Source organism: Streptococcus sp. 517s (genome assembly GCF_054445985.1).
Genome location: NZ_CM136847.1, coordinates 134,518 through 154,351, shown reverse-complemented (window position 1 = coordinate 154,351; position 19,834 = coordinate 134,518). Strand labels below are relative to the sequence as shown.

Sequence of the window (19,834 nt, the reverse complement as noted above, 5' to 3'; positions counted from 1 at the left end):
CAAGCCCCTAGTCTTAACTTTTTAGAGTCCTTCTCTTCTCTTTTTTGATTGGTCTTTTAGTGAAACCAGCCAAAAATATTTTTAAGTATAGACGATTTTTGAGGGACGTTCTCTTCCGCTTTTTCTTTTTTACCTTGTAGCTTTTCAGCTAAGTCAGAAAGTTGTTCTTCAGTTAAAGGTTGGAAGTTAGTCCTCCCCGCTCCAATCTTTGTTAGGATGATTCTTTCAGTAACTGCAGACTGAAACTCTTCATCTGTTATTGATTTTAGAAGCTTAATATTTTCTTCTTCCCACTCCAAAAGGGCTGGATCTCCTTCAGGAAGTTGGGCACGTTCTTCCTCTAATTGCTCCAGAACTTTTTGGCGAGTCAAGTCCCTAGCATTTGAAGCTATCCCTAGAATCTTGTCTCCATCCATGATTGGAATAAAGTCTGAAAGGATGATAATCAGTTGTTCTTCTTGTTCATTGGTCATGAGTTTTGTCCTCCTTGATGATGATTTGTTTTTAATTTGACCTTGGGTTTATTTGGGGTGTCCCGTTCGGTCATTTCGAGAAACCCTTCTCTTTTTTTGCTGGTGAATCACGTTTCAACTCCTGCTTGTGATCTTCTACAGCTTGCTGAGTCTGACCTTTAAACTTCTCTAGTTTTTGTTCAAAACTGCGCTGCGTTTGTTTCTCCTGACTCAATCTTAATTGTTCCAATGCTTGATCCATCCGAACCATTAAACTTTTAGCTTCTTGTTGGACAATATCCAACTGTGCTTCTAAATCAGCAAGCGTCTCTTTATCAGCAGACCACCCAGATAGATAGTTAAAGGAATACTCTGACGTATCAATACCATAGTATGAAGAAACAACATAAGCGACGCTTTCAGCCTGGAGTTCAGCAGTGCTTCTAGTTAGATTTTCCTTTTGAGGATTATCTGCATGATGCAACTCTGCATGAGCCATTTCATGTAAGAAAGTTTTAATAATTTGAGCCTTGTTCATCTCATTACTACGTAAAACAATTTGATTTTCTTGGACAGAATAATATCCATGTTTATTATTTTCCATCTCTTCAAATCGAACCGATACATCATTTTCTTTTGCAATAACCATTAGGGCACGGTAAAGATTTGCATAGTCCAAATCAGTCAGCTGTTCTTTCACTTCTGCAGCTTTTGGCATCTCCTTTCCTTCTGTCTGACTAACATCAAAGACTGGTACTAGGCCAAAGAATGTGACAGTTTCTGGCTTCCCATTTTTATCCAATATTGGTTGGTTATTTTCATCCTTTTTGATCTTCGTCATAGGTTTAAAAATACGTAAAGCCTTCTCACCTTTTTTTACATAACGGCCAAAGTTTTCTTTCCACTGTTTGAAAGAAGCTACTTGCCTTGCTTCAGGATTTTGTGCAAGAATTAAGCGTAAGTTACGATTAGAATAATTATTTAGTTGGCTCATTTTCGTTAGATAGTCTCTGTACTTATCCGAATCCAGAAACTCCTTAATTCCTTCTTTAAGGTGACGACTTAATCCTGTCATATCTTTATTTTGAATAAAATCTGCGACTGCAAGACTGCTAGCTGCTAAAACAACTTCTTCCGCTTGTAGACCCTCTTCGACCTCTGGTTTAGAACCTGGTTTCGATCTAAAATCATACGGATTCGTTCCCTGAAGCAACTCCTCCTCATCAGAAACACCGTCAGCATCCGCATCACGTTTCAACTCCTGTTTGTTGTGGGCTTGTTCTTCTAGTTTGATTTCTTCCCCTTGTTCTTTTTCAAATTCATCCCGGATGTTTTCGATGGTTTGTTCACTCGCCAATCTCTCCAGATGATACTGATTGAATAATGCCCCATCTATCTTCATCAACTCTGGATGCTCTCGCATTTCTCGTGTTCCAAGTCTTTCTTTGTGAGCGATTGGGTTAATCTCGTCCCCAATATCGTAACGGATGCCATCCTGGATCAGTTCACCATCAGGAGCATAGATACTAAACTGGATCTTAGTTGGAGAGATGTAGGCTTCTGGATGACCACCAGTCACTTGTTCTAGCCCTTCCTGATGTAGCTGATAGAAGTTCTGATTGGCCTTGTAAAGCTCTCTAGCAAAATCTTGATAAGATATCAGCTCTGTTTCTTTAAAGGGCAATCTAGGCCCATCTGGGCGCTCCTCAGACCATTGAAGGCGTACATGGTAGTGTTCCTTATAGATATGATCTTGATGCCAGTCTCTATAAAAGTCGGAATTTTTATCCAGGAGATTATCTTCTCCTGCTGCAGCAACAATCTGATCAAATTTATCATTGTACTGTTTCGCATAGTCAAGATACTGATTCCATTCCTGATGAAATTCTTTTGGAGTTTTTGAGATGTCACTAGGCACGCCTAAATTATAGACAGTATCTAAGACTTGAGTAAACCTATTCGCATCAAGTAGGGAGTTATTCAGTGTATTCTCTGGCGTTGTTTGTTCAATTTCTTTAGTTGTATCAGGCTTGATTTCTTCAAACAAGCCATCTTTCAAAATGGTTTGCAACTCATTGCCTCTATCCTTGACATAATCCTCATTGATAGATAACTGTTCAATGTGGCCATCACGTTCACGGAAAACACCAAGAATAACTTTTTCCTTGGTTTTCTTGACATCAACTCTTAGATCTCTCTTGATTTTCATGAGAGATGCAGGGACACGTTCTTCTCCTATATCTTTGAAAAGAAGCAAGAAATCCTCGTCTTTACTCTTAATAGCTTCTGAAAAGTTAAGTCGTTGCGCAATTCTCACTTCATCTAGGTTATCCAAAACAAACGATTTAGGATCAAGAATATCCTCTAACATAGGAATAACTTGTAATTTTTCTTTTAGACTATTACTAACCAGTATTTGATTATAGTCCCCCCTTCCCTCAGCAAAGTCGACTACAAAATCTCCAGCATTTTTACCTGGAACAACAGGCCTAATTCCTGTTAAGTGTAAAAAGTTTTCTCGTTTAAAATTGACATCTAGCAAACTCACCTCTCCATTATTGGAATAGAAATAATAGATTTTACTGTTCGCTAATTCCTCTAAATACCATTGAGATGATTTCTGAATAGAACCAGCGTACTGATTCATTCTTTTCAAATCATCAGGTGTAATTGGATGGTATTTCGATTGTCTTCGTTGCACTTCCTCAAAAGTTGTGCTAAAATGTAAGTAACGATAGGGTGATGTCGGGTGACTGGTAACAGTTTGCTCAAAGGTTGCTGATGATTCAGCTTCAGGTTCGGCGCTGCCTACAGCATCGTGCTGTGAATAGCCCTCTCCACCACTGGCCCTATCATTCATTTGCTCCTGAGAACTCTCAGGAGCTTTTTCTGTGCTCTGAATTTGTTTTTTGGGCTCCCTACCATCTCCAAGAGGATTGGAAGGTTTTTCATAGGTCACTGTTTTGTCCGAATCAATAACCATTTGTTTTCTAGGCTCTACTGAAAAACCTATATTATTCCAGTTTTCCTTCAACCACGCTGCATCTTCAGGAGAAAGGTGGCTGGTATCAGGAAAAGAACTTGATGAGTGAATTTCCTCAGTTTTCTCCAGCTGTTTTTCCTGCTTCAGGATCTCATTCCAGTCTGTCTTCTCCTGGCCTTCACGTTGTGGTGGTCTTGCATCGATAACTGGGATTTTCTTCTCCCGTAGTTTGGTAATAAAGTCTGTACCTGCTTTATCACGATCAACTGCCAGCGTGATGAGATCATCGTATTTGTGATCTTGGAAAAGTGTAGAGGTTTCTGCTGCAACAGATAGGAATCTCGAGGTACGTGTTAGTTCGCTAGACTTGGTATAATCCCTTTCATCCATCGCAATCTCCCCTCGATCCTGTAAAATTTCAAGAACATAGTGGGATAATACTCCCTCTTTCAATCCTTCCATCGCAACCAGTTGAACATCGTTTAATTCGCCCTTATGAAGCTCATAATAGCTCATAAGGTCAATTGGTGCCTCTGTCACAATTAAACGCTCAGGAGAGCCTATAGAAACGTTTAAGCCACTGATAGCCTCTGATTGATACATGATTTGTTTCAAGTAGCCCTTACCTGGATGACGTTCCTGATCAGGAACAAGTCCCTGAAGGCTCGCACCTACCAGTTGCTGATTTCTGTCCAAGTATTTAAAAACTAAGACATCTTCTATAACACCCTCTTTATCCTTACGTTTAGCTTGGGCTAATACTCCCTTCTCCAGGAAGAAGTCGATTGTATCATCAGAGAGACCTCTAATCTCCTTGAGATAGGTTCTCGCCTCTACAAATGGTTGTTCGTAAGGCGCTAGTGTATAGTTGAAAGGTTTGCGCTCTTCCTCTACTGGTTTTGCTTCAGGAAAGGAACCTGTCTCCAAGAATACCATAGCATCTTTATAGCTGACATTTTGCATTTGTTGCACGAGATTGATGGTATCACCAAAGAGGTTTTGAGAATACCAATGCCAGGTATTCTTCACAGTATCAATCTTAAACGAGTCATGCTCGGCCCAATAATACTCTCGATGTGACTTTCGCTTCATTTCCATTCCTAGGCTACGAGCTACTTCTAAAATATCCAGCGATTTTGCCTGTGCTTTTGTTAAAACCATCCTGTTTCCTCCTCGACCAATTCCTTGAATAAAAGATAACCTTCAGGAGTTGCATCTAGTTCACTAACTACTAATGGATCTTCCTGATTCGTTGTTACAAAAAGATGAGGAGCTAATTGATAGAAAGTCTCCTCATCTGCCTGTTTGAATAGCTGCCAAATAGCATAACGTTCTGTAGCTAAATTTTCTGGTTTTAGTGCTAAAACTTGTGAGATACTCTCCAGGTATCCTAATTGTGTTTTGGGTGTTTGCATCCTTCTGTCCTTTCTATATGTTAGGCCACAAATAACTCTTTTAGCTGCGGAGTCAAATCGTTGGCATATAAAAGCAAGCCATCGATGTCGGTTCCCTTTCGAGTATATTCGTACCAGTTTTCTGTATCTTCAGGAGAACTTGCAATCTCATCTTTTCTAGGATGATCATAGACACTTGCTTTTTTATCTCTGAAAACATTTTGTTTAGAAATAAAGACCAATCCTTCTTCTACCCCAATTCTTGCGACTTCATCTGGAGTTAAAAGTGGACGGCCTTGAATTTGTTTATTTTCACTTGATGATCCATTCCGATAACTATGCGATTTTGAAGTGGATCGGGTGCGTATCGTCTGCTTACCTGACCTTGTAGAATAGTATTCCATCGTATCCTTGTCATTCGTCCCTAAAAATAGGTGAGTGGCACAGTTATTAAAGATCGTCTTCCAATCACTTTTATAAAGTGATTCTAGCTGATTGACAGCTTGAATGATAATCTTAATAGACATCTCACGACTACGAATAGAAGATAGAACCTGGGCGAAGTTTGGAATACGGCCAATTTGCGCAAACTCATCGAAGATAAACTGAATGTGGCGAAGATTTTTTCTACTGTAGCCAGGTACTTTACCTTGCAAGATATCATCAGCCTTATGTGTGAGAACCTCAAAGCCAATCGCAAACAAGATTGAGGAAAGAAAATTAAAGGCGTTATTGGTTTCAGGAATAGCAATAAAAACAGCTGTCTTTTTCGTATTCCAGGTATCCATTTCCATGGTATCCTCACTGATCAAGTTTCGTACATCTTCATGATCAAAAATAGAATAGCGAGAAGACAAAATGGCAACCACGCTATTTCTTGTTTCGCCTTTAAAGTTTTGAAATAGTTTCCACTGCTTGTAGGCATAGTTGTTAGGCTGGTGTTCGTTCAATTCTTCAAACATCTGCTCAACAGGACTTGGGACATCTGGATCCTCTCGATATATATTTCTTAATAGATCCGCAACGTGACCCAAGTTTGGCATGTATAACTGGACTCCTGTTTCAGGATCCTTAGAGTCAAAATAGAGATAACCAATCAATGCACGTTGCAGCATCAACTCTGCTTGAACCCAGAAGTCTTCTCCAGTATGCTCACTCTTCTTCGTTCCCTCAGTAATTGCTTCAGAGATACGATCAATATCTAGCTCAGACTTCATGTAATGAAAAGGATTAAACCGATCTGAATTCTTGAGCCGGATCAAATCAAAGATTTTAACAGCATAGCCTGCCTTCTCAAGCATCTTCCCAACTTCGTGTACTAGGTTTCCTTTGGGATCCGTCACAACAAAGTTTGAGTTCAACTGCATTAAATTTGGCAATACAAACGTAAAGGTTTTACCGTCTCCTGGAAGACCAATAACAATCACATTTTTGTTGAGTTGCACATTGTAGGCTAAGCGAAAGTTAAATAGCCCCATTTTGACCTGTTTTGAAAAAATCATATTCTTCTCAAAATCAACGTCTTCAAATCGTCTCATTTCCTTCAAAGTCGCAAAACGAGCACTACCTTGTTCTTCTCCCTGACGATATAAATTCTTATCCATGGAGGCATAGACAAGCATTGGGAGACTAAATCCAATCAACCCTGCATATAAGGCTTCTGAGTCAAAGAAGAGAAAAAAAGAGAAGCGTTCCCAGTGTTCTAGCAACCAACGAAGTCGCAACATTCCCATAAAAGGTACTGCTGCAGTCGAAAGTTGGTAGTAATGGTAAAAGGACTGGAAAATTACAAATGAAAATAGCCCCACCACCAGGTAGGGCCATATAGGCTTTCTAATCATCGTGCTTTCTCCTTCCCAATATCCTTCGTCACTACAGGGATAGTTCCCTTATACACCGTATGACTCTTGTAGTAGGCTATTTTGTCTTCAGGAGTCATTTCGTGTGGTTTCTTCAGTACCTTTTTCGCAAACTCCTCTAATTTTTCTGGGCTTTTCGTGATGTCTGCTAACATCTCTTTGAGAGCCTTTTCTACCAGGGGACGATTTTTTGTTTCAAAGAAGAGATAGGTTGTCCCATCTTTTTGATGATAAGTAAAACCCACCTTATACTCTTCCAAGTAATGCTTTAGCTTGGCCAAGTGGACTTCACTGTTTAGTAACTTCTCAACGTCTTTTTCAGACTTGGTGGCCATAAAGTCATTGAATAGCGTCTCCCCTTCAAAAGTTCGATTCGCTACCTTATGTTGATTCTTGTCATAGTGGGCTTTTGCGAGTGCATATAGAGCTTGTATTGTCATCTCTAGGGTTACTTTTCCTTTTAATGTCAGGGAATGACTGACCTTTTCTTGATCCATGTAAGCCCTCCTTTATTTTGGATAATTGGATAGTTCTGGCTTAGCAATAACCTGGAAACCATAACGTGCTTCAGGTTCTTCCTTTACAGTAACTACTAAGCGTTTCTGACTTCTGTTTTCCCCGTCTTTCACGGCCACCACATAGGTCAGTTGATAGGTTGCTTCATCGACCATCAAGCTAGACTCCAAAATCACTGACTGCAGTTGACCTGATTGTCTGTCTAGCACTAACTGAGGAGCTACAAAATCATCCATCTTCCCTTTATCAGAGTAATAGACTGGTAAAAAGTAACGTGAAAAAGCATCTAGTTCCCCTGTTTTTGACTGAATGGTTTTTAAATCAGAAAGTTCCTTGGATACGACCGATAGTTGCTTTTCTTGATGGTAAACTAGCGTAATTGATAAGCCAGCAACTGTCAGACTTCCTACTAGACCAAATAACACCAGAACTCTTCCTAAATACACCCAAAAAGAGCGTTTGGAAGAGGTTGCAGGTTTGAGAGTTTCATCTTTCAAGGAAGGGACTTCTGCTTTTTCTTCAGGAATCTGTGTTCCACGTTTTGTTTTAGCCTGACGCTTAAAGAGAGAGGTTTTTGCTTCTTTTGACCCCACCTCCTCGTGTTTCACCGTCCCAGGCTTCAGGAAGAGGCTATCTGCGATCCCCTCAAACGGCAAATAAATATCTTCTTGATAGATCACTACATTCTTTTTATCCAGTTCTTCTACCAGTAAAACAGCCTCTGCCTCCTGGTGTTTCACCTTGGCATTTTCTCGCTCCAGAGCTTGATACACAAGGTCTCGATTCTTATACGTTGTGGTCGTGTTTTGTGTCAGATTGGTTAGACGGTACATGTTTTTCAGCTCCTTTCAATTTTCCTTCAGCAAGAGCTGTTTCAATATCAGCCCAGGTTAAATTATGTTTGGCCAAGTAGTTTGACCGTTCCTCATGTTTGGCCAGAATGATTTGAGTTTCTAGCTCCTTCAGTCTCTCTTCTTCCCTCTTGACTTTAGTCATATACTCAGCTAAGCGGTCTTCCGCTTTCTGTTTTTGTTTTTCCAAAGTTTCTAATTTTGTCATTATTCCTTTTTCCCTTCTGTACTTTGTGTTTGGTTAGTGCTTGGTTTATTTAATGATGGAATACTTGCCTTTTCGCTGGCGTTCAAGCTGTCCACAATCAAAATGGGGTCAATATGATTTACCAGGTATTTCCCATCTTGCTTGCTGAAGCGAATCCGTATGGTTCTTGAAGATCCTACGTTTGTTTGGGTGTTAGTATAATCATACTTCTTCTGTAACTGTGTCTGAGTGTATCTCACTTGAGCTAAGGCAACATTATTTTCTTGATCGATGTAGATGGTAGAAGACTTCATCTGTGTATCCACTACATAGCCCTTATAGGTTTGTACCGATGGTTCTTCTTCAGAGTTCACTTCCTGATTGTAAGCAGCTTCTGTCATATAGGGCAAATAGCGATTTCTATTTTCTCCAAGATCCTGCTTATTGAAGTAAGCCGTCAAAAATTCCTTTACATATTCTTGCGTTAGTTCGCTTCCCTCTGCTTTGGTTTCTTGTTGCGTAGTTTCAGCTTCCTGTTTAGCTTTATTTTGCGCTGAGGTTGCTGCACCAATCCAGAATACGAATCCTAGAACTAACACAACTCCTATGAGGATTGCTCCTATTTTAAGGAGTTTCAATTTCTCCATATCTATCATTTTCATGATTTACCTTCTTTCTTTTTTAATTTGGTGTCGCAAATGTATAGTAGTAAGCTGGATAGAGAACAGAAAAATGAACTTTATCCTGTACTCCTTGGATATTACATTCCGAAACAAGGAATGAACCGTCTGGGTTCACGGCTTCCACAATCGCAACATGTCCGTATTCACCTGGTGTCCCACCAAATCCACCTAGAACTGATACAACAGCCCCTTTCGTTGGCGACGTACTATATCGCCATCCTTTTGCGACCAGGCTTGCCACCCAATCCTGACCATTGCCAAGATAACCATAAGCTCCTGATAAGTCTGTAATCGTTCCTAGTTCAACTAAACGATTATAGGCATACCAAGTACACTGACCAACTGGGTAGCCGCTTCCTTGTTGTGTCGTCATGGAGGCCTGTGTAGGAGGGTGTTCCACTTTTGACTGATACTCTGCAGGGAAATCCCAAGAGGATGCTAACGCTCCACCTCCTCGAACTTGTTGGGTAAGAAAAGCGTAGATCTGCTTAGCATTATTCTGGCGCTCTAAGACCTTGTCTCCAGAGTTCCCTTCCCAATTAACCAGAAAACGCTCTGTAAGTGTCTCTACATCTTCTGTGCTGGTTAAAATCGATGTCAGTTCAGTGATGTAGTAAGGAGTATCTCCCTCCAGCATAAAATCCAACTGCAGCTCTAAATCGTACCACTTTTTATCTTTGGATTTTGCATAATTCAATAATAAAGTATGCCTAGTGGAACCATCCGCTGTATCTGTCCACTGGCCTAACCCTAAACCTCGATGAAGAATATTTGGATACCCACCGTCATAGATAGCAGGTCCGCTTATAGCTAACCAGGATTCATCATCCCAGGAAGAAGCATCTGCTCCTACTGGCGGGCTAAGGTAATCTCCTTCAGCACGTTTAGGATTGATATTGCTTTCAGTCGCAAAGTTCCCAAGCATGGCTGCCAAACCATTATCTGTTAGCCCTGGTACCTTTTGCTTCAAGTAGTCTTTTATCGCTCGTGACTTTTGTCCTAAATCACCATCAAGTGTAGTAATGACTGAGGTTGTCTGATTATACGTGACAGATTGAAAGTAAAAGCCTGGATTGACTGATGTCCACTTTTCTTTCTTATCCTTTGTCTCTTTTTCCTCCAATTTTTGATACTGAATGACCTGGTAACCATTTGCCGTTACCTTCCCAACCTCGTCTCCAGCTTTGACCTGATCACCATCAGAAACACGGATATTTCCTACATCTTCATAAGTAAAGATGGCTTTATCTGTTTTGATGGATACAGTCGTATCATCTGTCACACTGACTTTACCCTCAAGAGGAGCTCTTATAGCTTGCCCTGTTGAAGCTTTTAGTTGTGTTTTCTCATAGATTTCACTCTTAGAGGTATAACCAAACCGCTTCAGGATAACTAGAGGAGCTTGATAAGAAGGGTCATCCTCCTGGTAAAAGGGGTTAGCTAATTCTTGATAAGAGGGGTATCGACCAACCTCTTTAGTCAACTCCTCTAGTTCTTTATACTCTTCTAACTCGCTATCACTCAACTTAGCCCACTTGAGGTCTGACGAGGAGCCATATAAATCAGCCATCTTTTTCAAATTATGAGGATCATCATTCAAATGATTCCAAAGATCATTCAAGGCATCCGAATAGTGATTGAAACCTAATGTCCCAGCCCATTCTCCACCAGTTCCCTCATTCCAGTTACTTTCTGGTTTCCACTCACTGCCGTAGCGAAAGTTCATGAAAAAGATCATGTCATCGATGTTTGTCCAATAGTCTACCTTATCATTGGACTTCTCTCGATCTCGTTTACTGATCTGAAGCCAGGACTTATTCAGGTCAAATTCATTTTGTTGGACAGGACCACCGCCTCCAAATATTGCCATAAATATCCCTAGAACAGCAAAGATGAGGAACATCAAGAAATAGGACTTAACTGCTAATGGATTGGATAAGATGGAACGTAGAGGCTTTGTCGCAGCCTTCAAAACCTTCCCTGTACCTCTTGATACCTTCCCAAATTTTGAACGAGTTAGACGATTTCTAGCCTGTTTCATCTTTTTGCTGAGTTTTCCTTCCCAGGAGAACTCTCTAGGTGTTCGAGTATACCCTCGCCCTCTGATAAAATTATAGGTCTTATTTGCCCTACTGTAACTATGCTTGATTGAGTACTTAGACAGACTTCCTACAGCATTTAACGCTCTTTTAGAGGCGTTTACCTGGTACTTAAATTGACGAATGTTTTGCCTCGCCTGAACCCAGTCTCCAAGAATCTCATTATCTCTGACTGTCTTCTCAACGTCGTGTCTCGCTTTCATTCGAGTGCTTTGTTTTGTTCGTCTCTTTATACGATTGGGAATATAGCTGTCATCAGCTTTTTTAGCTCGTTTATAGAGCGTTGTTGCAACTTGTTTTTCCAACTTTGCTCGATCAAGCTGTTGCTTAAAAAAAAGACCTCTCGCTGTTGCTTGAGGTCCTTTGTGTAGATTATAATCTTTGATAGCTAAGCGATAATTTTTCTTAGCTTCCTTAAACACAACTTTTGAGTCTAAACGTACTTCTTTAGGATGTTTTTCTGCATTGAGGGAGGATCCTTCTTTGATTCTCCGCTTACGCTCCTGTTTTAATTGATTGGGATCACTTTCAAACAAAAGAAATCACCTCTCTTTCTATTTTTTTAACTATCTGTCGCAACCAATTGATACAGTTTGGTATCTTTAGGGATAGGATTTTCAAATGGTACAATCGTATCCCCAGCCACGATCAAACCAGTACCTTTCGCTTTTGGGCGCAAGACAAATCGCTCCAGTGAAGGCGTAAGAGGAATAACCTGCTCCAGGGCTTCTAGGTCTGTCCGCTTCAGCTTCAGGAGGGCTAGAAACTCACAGTTTGCGACTAGCTTTCTACCTTCTTCCGTAGATAAAACAGTCTCTGGGTTCTGTGTAATCCCTGTTGGGATGGCCCCATACTTCCGAATACGTGAGTAGAGTTCAGTAAAGAAGGTTGCCTGCAGTTTATTCTTGAAGTAGAGCTGCAACTCATCAAAGTACAACCATGTAATAGTTTTTCCTTGATTATTGACTACCTGGTTCCAGATGAAGTCCTGAATCACCAGGAGGGCAAATGGCTTCAGTTTACCACTCAACTGCTTGAGATTAAAGATAATAAAGCGGCTATTCATATTGACGTTGGTAGGGTGTGCAAAGATATCATTTGAACCAATAGTATAAGGTTCTGCCTTCAGTGCTAGATCCTTAGCAACGGCTTCAGGTTGACGTTCCAAAACTGCTTGCCAATCCTTAAAGGTTGGGTTTTCAAATTCCTCATAGGTCTGTCTCGTTACACGGTCAATCATCGCAAATTCATCGTCTGATACTTCAGAGAATATATTCTCAAACAAGGTTGATAAAAGGTTTGATTTTTGGCCAATCGGATCACTATCTTCTGCCTGCAGTTTATCCTTATCAGGTAGATCCAATAAGTTGAAGTGATGTTGTGATCCAGGAGCGATTGTAATAATTTCAGCATCTAATTCTCGACCAATAACAGTGTATTCATCTTCAGGATCGACGATAATAATATTATCTTCAGGGTAACTTAAAGTTGTAGGAATAATCTCTCCTCCTTTAGCAAGAACTGACTTTCCTGATCCTGAAGTTCCAAAGATACAACCTGAACCTGTATTCAAGTCTTTCTTACGGTCAACTGTGATAGCGTTCTTAGATAGCTGATTCTGGCCATAATAAATTGCACGTGGACTGTTAGATCGAAGATCTACATTGGTAAATGGGACTTGTGTGGCCAAGTTACTGGTAGTCATATCTCTCATAAAACGGCGTTTCACGTTGATAAATGGAATCCCAATCGGTAGAATCGTATTCAATGATTCTTCCTGGTACAAATAGCACTTATCCAGTTCTACCGTGTTCTTACGTACAGATCGTTGGACCTGCTCAGTGTAGATATTCAACTCTTCTAGACTATCAGCCATGAAGAAAATCGTCATCACACCTGAAAACATTTTTTGGTCATTGTCCTGGAGTTCCTCAGTCCATTTTTCTGTTTCACGTGATGTCTCCACAGCCTTCCCACCAACAGCCAGGTCACTTCCATAGCCTTCTTTTGCGGCAGCTTTCTGACTCTTAATCATTTCCCTGCGTACACTTGACTTAACTGTCTTGATTTTCTTCAGGGCATCTGCAGTATCATAAGGCTTCGCATGCAAGCTGATAGCTAGCTCAATTCCTGTATCCAGGATATTTTTAATCAGTTTGTCATTCAGGAAGGTAGGATATTGTCTAACATACATCACCCTTGCAAAACAATCATCAATTTTCATGTGATCTTTTTCAAACCTCAGATAGTTCGGAGCTACAAAGTCCCTAGTTGATAATCCAGAAATAGCGATGTCTTCATAGTTAAAATCAATAAAGTCTTCTCGTCTTAAGAGTTTTCGGAAGATAAGAAGACGATCTAATCCCTCTAACTCCTTAAAGGAGATTCCTAAGCCACTATATTGGCTTTCAATAACACTGGCTGTATCATCGAGAATTCTTCTAGCTTGATGATCCTGGTCTGTTTGGGTTGTAATCGTCAGATATTTTTCTACCTTAAAGGTATTTTGTTCCTGAGAGAAACGATCATTGATCATCGCATTGTATTCTCTACGATAATCGTCATATCCATCTCCAACCAAATCATAGCGGATAGAAGATAAACTATTGCTTTCTACCCTACGATTCAGGATCAATAGCTGCATATCATTGTCAATGTCCAGCGAATTAAAAATATCAGCGTTTGTTTCAATGATATCAATTCGCTCATCATCTGTTGCAGTGATATAGCTTGTATCACCTAAGCGGTAGGTCTTTGAAAATTGATCATTTGTAATTTTCATAAGTCCATCAGGTGTCAGCCATTGATAATTAAGGCTGTTCTGTGTAGAGGCCGTCATGGTACGTCTTAGACGTTTGGCCCGTTCCCGTTCTTCCTTAGAGAGTTTCGGGGTTTTCTTTCGGCCGAATAAATTCATTTCTTGTGTATTCCTTTCTGTCATAATCTGTCTGATAAGAGCGTTCCTGCTTGGTTAACATGAAACGAACATTATCTTTAATTTTTTCATCAAAATAACACCCGAAAATAACGAAAGGCGCTAATAACAAAATATCAACGCCGTAAAGAATGGTATCGGGTGCCTTCAGCCAATAGAGGATAGTAGTGACAACTACTGTCAATGCGATACCAAATAGTAGCACTAACTGCCTCAGTGTCATATATCCTATAACTGGCCTTTCGTAGCTATCTAAAGCCTTTAAAAATTCACTTCCTAAACGTGTCATTCTGTTCCTTTCTTCCAATTATCTTTTCTAAAGAAAATAAATTCACTTCCACACGCTAAAATAATACCACTTACGATAGCCAGCCAATGTGGCTGTAGAGCTCTACGGCACAAGTAATAGAAAAAGAGAGCCCTAAGTAAAAACAGTAGCCCCCAGACTACTGTTTTTAAAATAACTCTCCAAATATTTCCTAGCACTTGCTGATGCTTCTGTGAGTGCTTTTTAAACATTTTTTCTCCTAGTTCACCTGCATGATATTTTTGGCCATACGTTGGCTGCCAAAGAGCATGACAATGTAAATAATTCCTTTAGCGATGGCAACTAAGGCAGTTGTCCAAGCTCCAGTCTTATCAACTGTCAAAAGATCGTTGGTTACAATTGCTGGATAAAGCATGATAATAACCACTAAAATCAATCCCTGAAGGACAGCTGCAATATAGAGCTTAAAGAAGCCGAAGCAAATTGGACGTAAGCTATCCACCATGTAACAAGCGACAATAATTTTAGCGATTCCCTTATACGTGTAAAGCGTAAAGGAGCGTAACAAGATCAATAACTTAGTTGAGATCTGACCAACGAAATCAACAACATTATAAATAAACTGTAGCATTGACTTAGCCATCCAGTTCAAATTTGTCCAACTGAACTCAGCATCATTTTTTATCTCTTTAATTCCCAAGCTAGCAATAGATTTGATAATAACATTGAACAACCAAGACAAAGCATCAAAAATCGCATCCACATAGAGAATAAAGAAGAGGGCGAGGGCATACTTGAGAATCTCCTCAATCCAAAGCTGAAAAGACAGCTCCCCACCATTGCTTTTAAGTTGTTGGTGCCAATTCATGAGGTTAATCCCCATAAAAAGGAGAAGCAGCAAAAGTGCTACCTTCTCCATCGAACCCGAAACAGTTTCCATCAATTCATAGGCTGTCGCATTATAGTCTTTCAGACTCATGGTTAGTTGATCAAGTGTGGATTGGTTCATAAAACCACCTCCTTTTTCTTTATCTGCCTAACTAAAAGATTGAAGAGCTGTTGCCAAAGCGGTAAAGAGGGCTTTTAAAACACCACCAACAATGGCGCCCAGCATCATACTCTGAAGACCTTTATCCTTTTTATCATCCAATTCACGTTTGATTCCTATTGCTAAGTCCAAGGCACCCCAAGCGGCCCAACCAATACCCATAATCCCACCGAAATTTCCAAGTTTGTTAATTAAATCTACAACTGCATCCATTCTTTTTTCTCACTTTCTTTTATAAAAAAAGGTACTAAGAAAGATTCCTAGTACCTACTTTGTTTATTTAATACTATTTTTCATCCTCTGGACGAAAGGTTAGAGAGAGGGCTGTAATCACAGCCAAGACAACGATAATGGTCGTTTCCCACCAGTAATAGATTGGAACCCCGTGAGGGAAAACAAAATCTGTCATCAGATTATTAAACCATTCTGGAGCAGGAATGTTCTGCCTAGTTAGGAAAACATATCCCTGTAATCCAAAACCTATAGCGAAGAAAGATACAGTCTTAAACACAAACCAACCAATTGCTGTCGCAATCAAGCTCTTAATCAGATTAAAGATAAAGAGGAGAAACATGAGTGGAGTCGCAACCATCAAAACGGCAGCTCTCGCAATCACACTCGGTAAGTTCTTTATTCCTGACCAGATGGCTTTTCCTAGCCAACGTAGGCCTTTTTTCCACTTCTTCTCTGCTTCAGGTTTGGTGACTTCTGATTTTGTTTTAGTTGGAGTGTAGTATCTATATCCACTTCTAGTCACATGTGCATCCATTTTCGTGTCCTTTCTCATCTCTCTTCCCCCTCTTTTTTATGGCTTCATTATACCATAGATGAGGGGGAATTTCTAGATGTTCTATTTTTTATGCTTACGAAGCCCAGCTCCTGCAAGACTTATCAATCCCAAAATCATACCCCAAGTTGGAAGCATGCTTGCTGCAGTTCCAGTGTTTGGCAGCGATGCTTGTGGTTGTGGCTTGTGTGGTTCTTTAGGCTCTGGTTTTGGAGGTTCTGGCGTTGTGGTTGTCACTTTAGCCGTCATCTCTTGTAAATTGACTGTATTGATAAAGGTATTCTCAACCTTACCAGCTGAGATTCGTTCGACTTCTAGATAGAAGTCTGCATCGAACGTGCCTTTTACACCTAATGAGTTTAAGAAGTCCTGGTTAATAACATACGACCATTTGCCTTCCTTTTCGTTCCATTTAACGGTCACAATTTTCTTAAGGAAGTTAGGATCCGTATCTTGGTTCACTTCAAACAAGAAGGCATAAGTTGTACCTTTAGCGAGATGATCACCAGCTTTGACTACTTTACCATCCTTCAGAACAACGTCATAAGGAAGAACCAAGTCTTTCTCAGCTGTGTACTCTGTCCCTTTGAAAATCCCTGACCACTTACCTGTGAATCGATCATGAACCACATCCAACTGGTCACTACCATCATATTGGAAGAGGCTATCGTGTTTAGTAGGCACGGTTACACCGTCAAGTAGATAGCGAATATATTGGCCAATCTGTACTTCTTGGCCGTCCAAGACTTTTTTATTATCCTTTTGATCCAGGGCATGTTTCTCTGGACTCACATCAGGAACTTGAACAGTCACCAAGTTAGAAATATAGCTATTTCCAAAGTCGATTTGATTAAAGCTATTTTCAACTTTCTCCCCTGCTTTAACCAAGAGTTTAGCTGGGAGATCAACAGTAACATTCTTATTTGGTTTCACGTAGTTTTGATAGAAACTCTTGGAATCTTTTGCTATCCAGAGATAGAACTCACCTTTAGGATTCAAGTTCAATTCCTTCAGGATTTTATTGATTGCATCTGTACGACCTTTGTCTGAAAGGACGTGATACATGTCAAACATGTTTTTCACGTCTTTACCTGCAGCAGTCATCTTGATCTTGCTGTGGTCAACTGTGAAGGCTTTGTCTTGAACATCATCAAAGATTCCAAACTTCTTACCAATCGCTTGTGTTGAAGCAAGTGTTTTGGTATAAGGACTGTAGTCAGTCATCAAGCGGAAGGTCACGTTGCGATCAAATGTTGTAGCACCATTGATGTCCTTACCAGCACGATCTAGAACCGCTTTAACTGGTTTTGGTGGTTTCGGTGTGTAGTTCGTAACAGTGTTTGAGTACACCTCGTAGTTATTCACTAACACTTTATAGGTGTTATCATAGAAACCTTTATCATAGATTGGCTTCCAAGTAATCACAGGAGCTTCTAAGCGTTTCCCTTCGTAAATTGCAGTAAAGGTGTAAGTATTCTTTCCTGCATCGTAAGCAACGCCCCATCCTGCTTTCTCTGCAGCTGCCTTTGTAACAGCTACATCAGGAACTGCTCCAGCTTCGAGTGGATCAATGATGGTAATCTTGTCCCCTTTTTTAAGGTTCGCATAGATATTTTCATGGGTCAATGTATAGGTCTGAGTAGCGTTTTTAGCTACTGTTTGCCCATCTGTGTTAGTCTTGTCTGTATCTGCTACAGATTTGCTGACAACTGGCTTATACTGCAATTTATAGCCGTGATAGCTTGCAGACAATTTCTGATTTTTAGTTTCAGAAACGGTTCTAAGCGCCAAAGTTGGTTTGGCTGGATTTTTCGCATTGACCAGGTTAGCATCGATTGGTTTCGTTTTGACAGGTTTCACGGTTGTTTTTGTGATAGTTGCAGTAGCTGGAACTTCAACAACTGGCGTTACAACCTTTGTATTCAAAGCGAACCAATAGGTTTGGCCATTTGGACTTTCTGGTCCATCCCATTGAATAAATTCGGTTGTGAAGGCTGTCCCTTCCTTAAAGACACCAAGAGCAGCACCCTTGTATTGGTAAGGTGAGTCAGATGTATCCCAAAGATGCCCCACATCTTCTTGGCGGTTGTACTCTTCAGCGTAAACATAACCGTAATCTTTGTTTTCTGTAACAGTGGATCCGTTAATTTCAACATGAGTTCCGTTAATGGCTTTCGCACCTTCCCAACCAATACGATTGTGATTGAGTGAGGAATAGGTTAGGGTTGCAGGAGTCTTTTCACTTGCTTGGAAGGCTACTTCTTTCCCATCCACATTGTAGTAGTAGGTATCCGTAACCAAGAAATTCATGTAGTCTGCTGCTCCACCAGCTCCATCATTACGAGCTACTACAAAGCCCTCAGTCGGGTCATTTAGAACATATACATCATTTAGGCCCGTTTTACCTTGGTTTACAATCTCGAATTTTCGATGGATACGAGAAATATCATGCTTTTTACCATCTGCAGTTGAAACAGTCAAACCTTTCAGATTAGTGTAGTCAACTTCTGTTTTCCATCCAGTGCCAACATCCTTGTATTTCAAGACTTTAGTCGAGTCAAGAACACGAGTATAGCCTGACGTTCCATTTGAGGAAGCGATGTAATCTTTAGTGGTTACCTGCGCTCCTGGAGCAGAGGAGTCCACTGTTGCTTCAGGATTTGCTGTCGCAACGCTAAGGGCTTGCAAGACTACTTCTTTAGTGTAGCCTTCCGTACTTGTTTTGGCACGAAGCTCATCGTACTTCTTCTGCCATTCCGCTTGAGCCTGCTTAGCTTGATCATAAGCTGCTTGGTTTTGTTTCCCAATTTGCTTAGCTTCATCAGCTGAAGAAATTTCTTGGGTTTTAGAATTGAGAAGTACACCAGATTTTTTCAATTCTGTTGATTTACGATCAGCATCCTGATTGACTTCTTTACTAGCAGTTTGGCTTTCTGAGTAGGCATCAAGAAGAGCCTTGTTGAGCTCAACTTTTCTTTTTGCGGTCGCAATAGCTTGTTCATTTTGCTTTTGTAGCGCTTCTACTTCTGCGACTGAAGAGACTGTACGTGTCACTACATTAACTGTTACGTCCTGTTTCTTCAACTCTGTAGCAGCGGTTTCTACAGCCTGATTCAAAATCGTAGCCTGTTTGACAGTAGCATCATACTTAGATTTTTCACCCAGGTATTTTGTTACTGCTTGTTGGTTATCTGACAAGACCTGTTTAGCTGTTTGAGTAGCTTTCTTGTTTTGGTCTGCTGTCCCATCTGTGGCAGTCGAACTGTCATTGGTCACTGAGACAGTTGTTTCCCCTCCATGCTTGGCTTTTTCATCAGCTACAAATTGATTGTTAGCGTGAATAGCTTCCTGAGCCCCCTTGAAGGCTTCATTGTTTTGAACTTGTTTTGTAGTTGTAGCTTCAAGTTCCTGAACTTGTTTATCCTGATCTTGTTTAATCTCAGACTTAGACTGTTCAAGTTTTGGAGCAGTGGTATCTGTCCCCTTATCAACTGGATGACCCTCAGAAACGTTCACCCCTGCTTCTTTTGCTTTTTCAGCAGCCTTTGTGACTGCTCCATTATCAATTGCTACAGGCTGGCTTCCTGTTGTTTTACCAGCTTGTTTAGCGTATGCGTTGTTGTCGTTTTTGCTTTCAGGTTGGACTGCTTCATCCGCAAATGCTGAGCCTGCAGAGAAGGCTACAATACCTGCAACTGCAATTCCTGATACTAAGCCTTTAGCCCATTTTTTCTTACGGAAATATCCGTGTCCTTGTGTTTTTTCTGTCATA

The 19,834-nt window shown here is 40.5% G+C and carries 16 protein-coding genes; all 16 read right to left on the bottom strand.

Annotated features, from left to right (window positions below):
- Positions 1–56: 56 nt before the first annotated feature.
- A complete protein-coding gene (locus ACVX3R_RS00815) occupies positions 57–473 on the bottom strand; it encodes a hypothetical protein (RefSeq protein WP_458795125.1) in 417 nt (138 codons plus the stop codon).
- 70 nt (positions 474–543) lie between these two features.
- The gene (locus ACVX3R_RS00810) at positions 544–4,596 is read right to left on the bottom strand and encodes a PBECR4 domain-containing protein (RefSeq protein ID WP_458795124.1); all 4,053 of its coding nucleotides are present in this window, start codon (positions 4,594–4,596) and stop codon (positions 544–546) included.
- On the bottom strand, positions 4,587–4,850 hold the full coding sequence (locus ACVX3R_RS00805; protein WP_125452398.1) for a hypothetical protein: 264 nt from the start codon (positions 4,848–4,850) through the stop codon (positions 4,587–4,589). The genes ACVX3R_RS00810 and ACVX3R_RS00805 overlap by 10 nt, the downstream gene beginning before the upstream one ends.
- Before the next feature lie 20 nt (positions 4,851–4,870).
- Entirely contained in the window at positions 4,871–6,670 is a 1,800-nt protein-coding gene (locus tag ACVX3R_RS00800) for a VirD4-like conjugal transfer protein, CD1115 family (RefSeq protein WP_458795123.1), read from the bottom strand.
- Positions 6,667–7,185: a hypothetical protein gene (locus ACVX3R_RS00795; RefSeq protein ID WP_458795122.1), complete on the bottom strand. Its 519-nt coding sequence runs from the start codon at positions 7,183–7,185 to the stop codon at positions 6,667–6,669. The genes ACVX3R_RS00800 and ACVX3R_RS00795 overlap by 4 nt, the downstream gene beginning before the upstream one ends.
- Positions 7,186–7,197: 12 nt before the next feature.
- Positions 7,198–8,037: a hypothetical protein gene (locus ACVX3R_RS00790; protein ID WP_458795121.1), complete on the bottom strand. Its 840-nt coding sequence runs from the start codon at positions 8,035–8,037 to the stop codon at positions 7,198–7,200.
- The gene (locus ACVX3R_RS00785; protein WP_458795120.1) at positions 7,991–8,263 is read right to left on the bottom strand and encodes a type III restriction endonuclease; all 273 of its coding nucleotides are present in this window, start codon (positions 8,261–8,263) and stop codon (positions 7,991–7,993) included. Before ACVX3R_RS00785 ends, ACVX3R_RS00790 begins: the two co-directional genes overlap by 47 nt.
- Positions 8,263–8,904, bottom strand: coding sequence for a hypothetical protein (locus ACVX3R_RS00780; RefSeq protein ID WP_458795119.1), 642 nt, complete (start codon positions 8,902–8,904; stop codon positions 8,263–8,265). Before ACVX3R_RS00780 ends, ACVX3R_RS00785 begins: the two co-directional genes overlap by 1 nt.
- 19 nt (positions 8,905–8,923) lie before the next feature.
- Positions 8,924–11,560, bottom strand: a complete 2,637-nt coding sequence (locus tag ACVX3R_RS00775; protein ID WP_458795118.1) for a phage tail tip lysozyme — start codon at positions 11,558–11,560, stop codon at positions 8,924–8,926.
- A gap of 26 nt (positions 11,561–11,586) precedes the next feature.
- Positions 11,587–13,941 carry a VirB4-like conjugal transfer ATPase, CD1110 family gene (locus ACVX3R_RS00770; RefSeq protein ID WP_458795117.1) on the bottom strand — a complete coding sequence of 785 codons (2,355 nt, stop codon included), beginning with the start codon at positions 13,939–13,941 and terminating at the stop codon, positions 11,587–11,589.
- A complete protein-coding gene (locus ACVX3R_RS00765; protein ID WP_000197456.1) occupies positions 13,901–14,248 on the bottom strand; it encodes a PrgI family mobile element protein in 348 nt (115 codons plus the stop codon). Before ACVX3R_RS00765 ends, ACVX3R_RS00770 begins: the two co-directional genes overlap by 41 nt.
- Positions 14,245–14,478, bottom strand: a complete 234-nt coding sequence (locus tag ACVX3R_RS00760) for a hypothetical protein (protein WP_458795116.1) — start codon at positions 14,476–14,478, stop codon at positions 14,245–14,247. Before ACVX3R_RS00760 ends, ACVX3R_RS00765 begins: the two co-directional genes overlap by 4 nt.
- 8 nt (positions 14,479–14,486) lie before the next feature.
- Positions 14,487–15,236 carry a hypothetical protein gene (locus ACVX3R_RS00755; protein ID WP_458795115.1) on the bottom strand — a complete coding sequence of 250 codons (750 nt, stop codon included), beginning with the start codon at positions 15,234–15,236 and terminating at the stop codon, positions 14,487–14,489.
- A gap of 27 nt (positions 15,237–15,263) precedes the next feature.
- The gene (locus tag ACVX3R_RS00750; RefSeq protein ID WP_458795114.1) at positions 15,264–15,488 is read right to left on the bottom strand and encodes a hypothetical protein; all 225 of its coding nucleotides are present in this window, start codon (positions 15,486–15,488) and stop codon (positions 15,264–15,266) included.
- Between the two features lie 73 nt (positions 15,489–15,561).
- Entirely contained in the window at positions 15,562–16,062 is a 501-nt protein-coding gene (locus ACVX3R_RS00745; RefSeq protein WP_458795113.1) for a hypothetical protein, read from the bottom strand.
- A gap of 63 nt (positions 16,063–16,125) precedes the next feature.
- Positions 16,126–19,833: an SspB-related isopeptide-forming adhesin gene (locus ACVX3R_RS00740; protein WP_458795112.1), complete on the bottom strand. Its 3,708-nt coding sequence runs from the start codon at positions 19,831–19,833 to the stop codon at positions 16,126–16,128.
- Position 19,834: the final 1 nt, after the last annotated feature.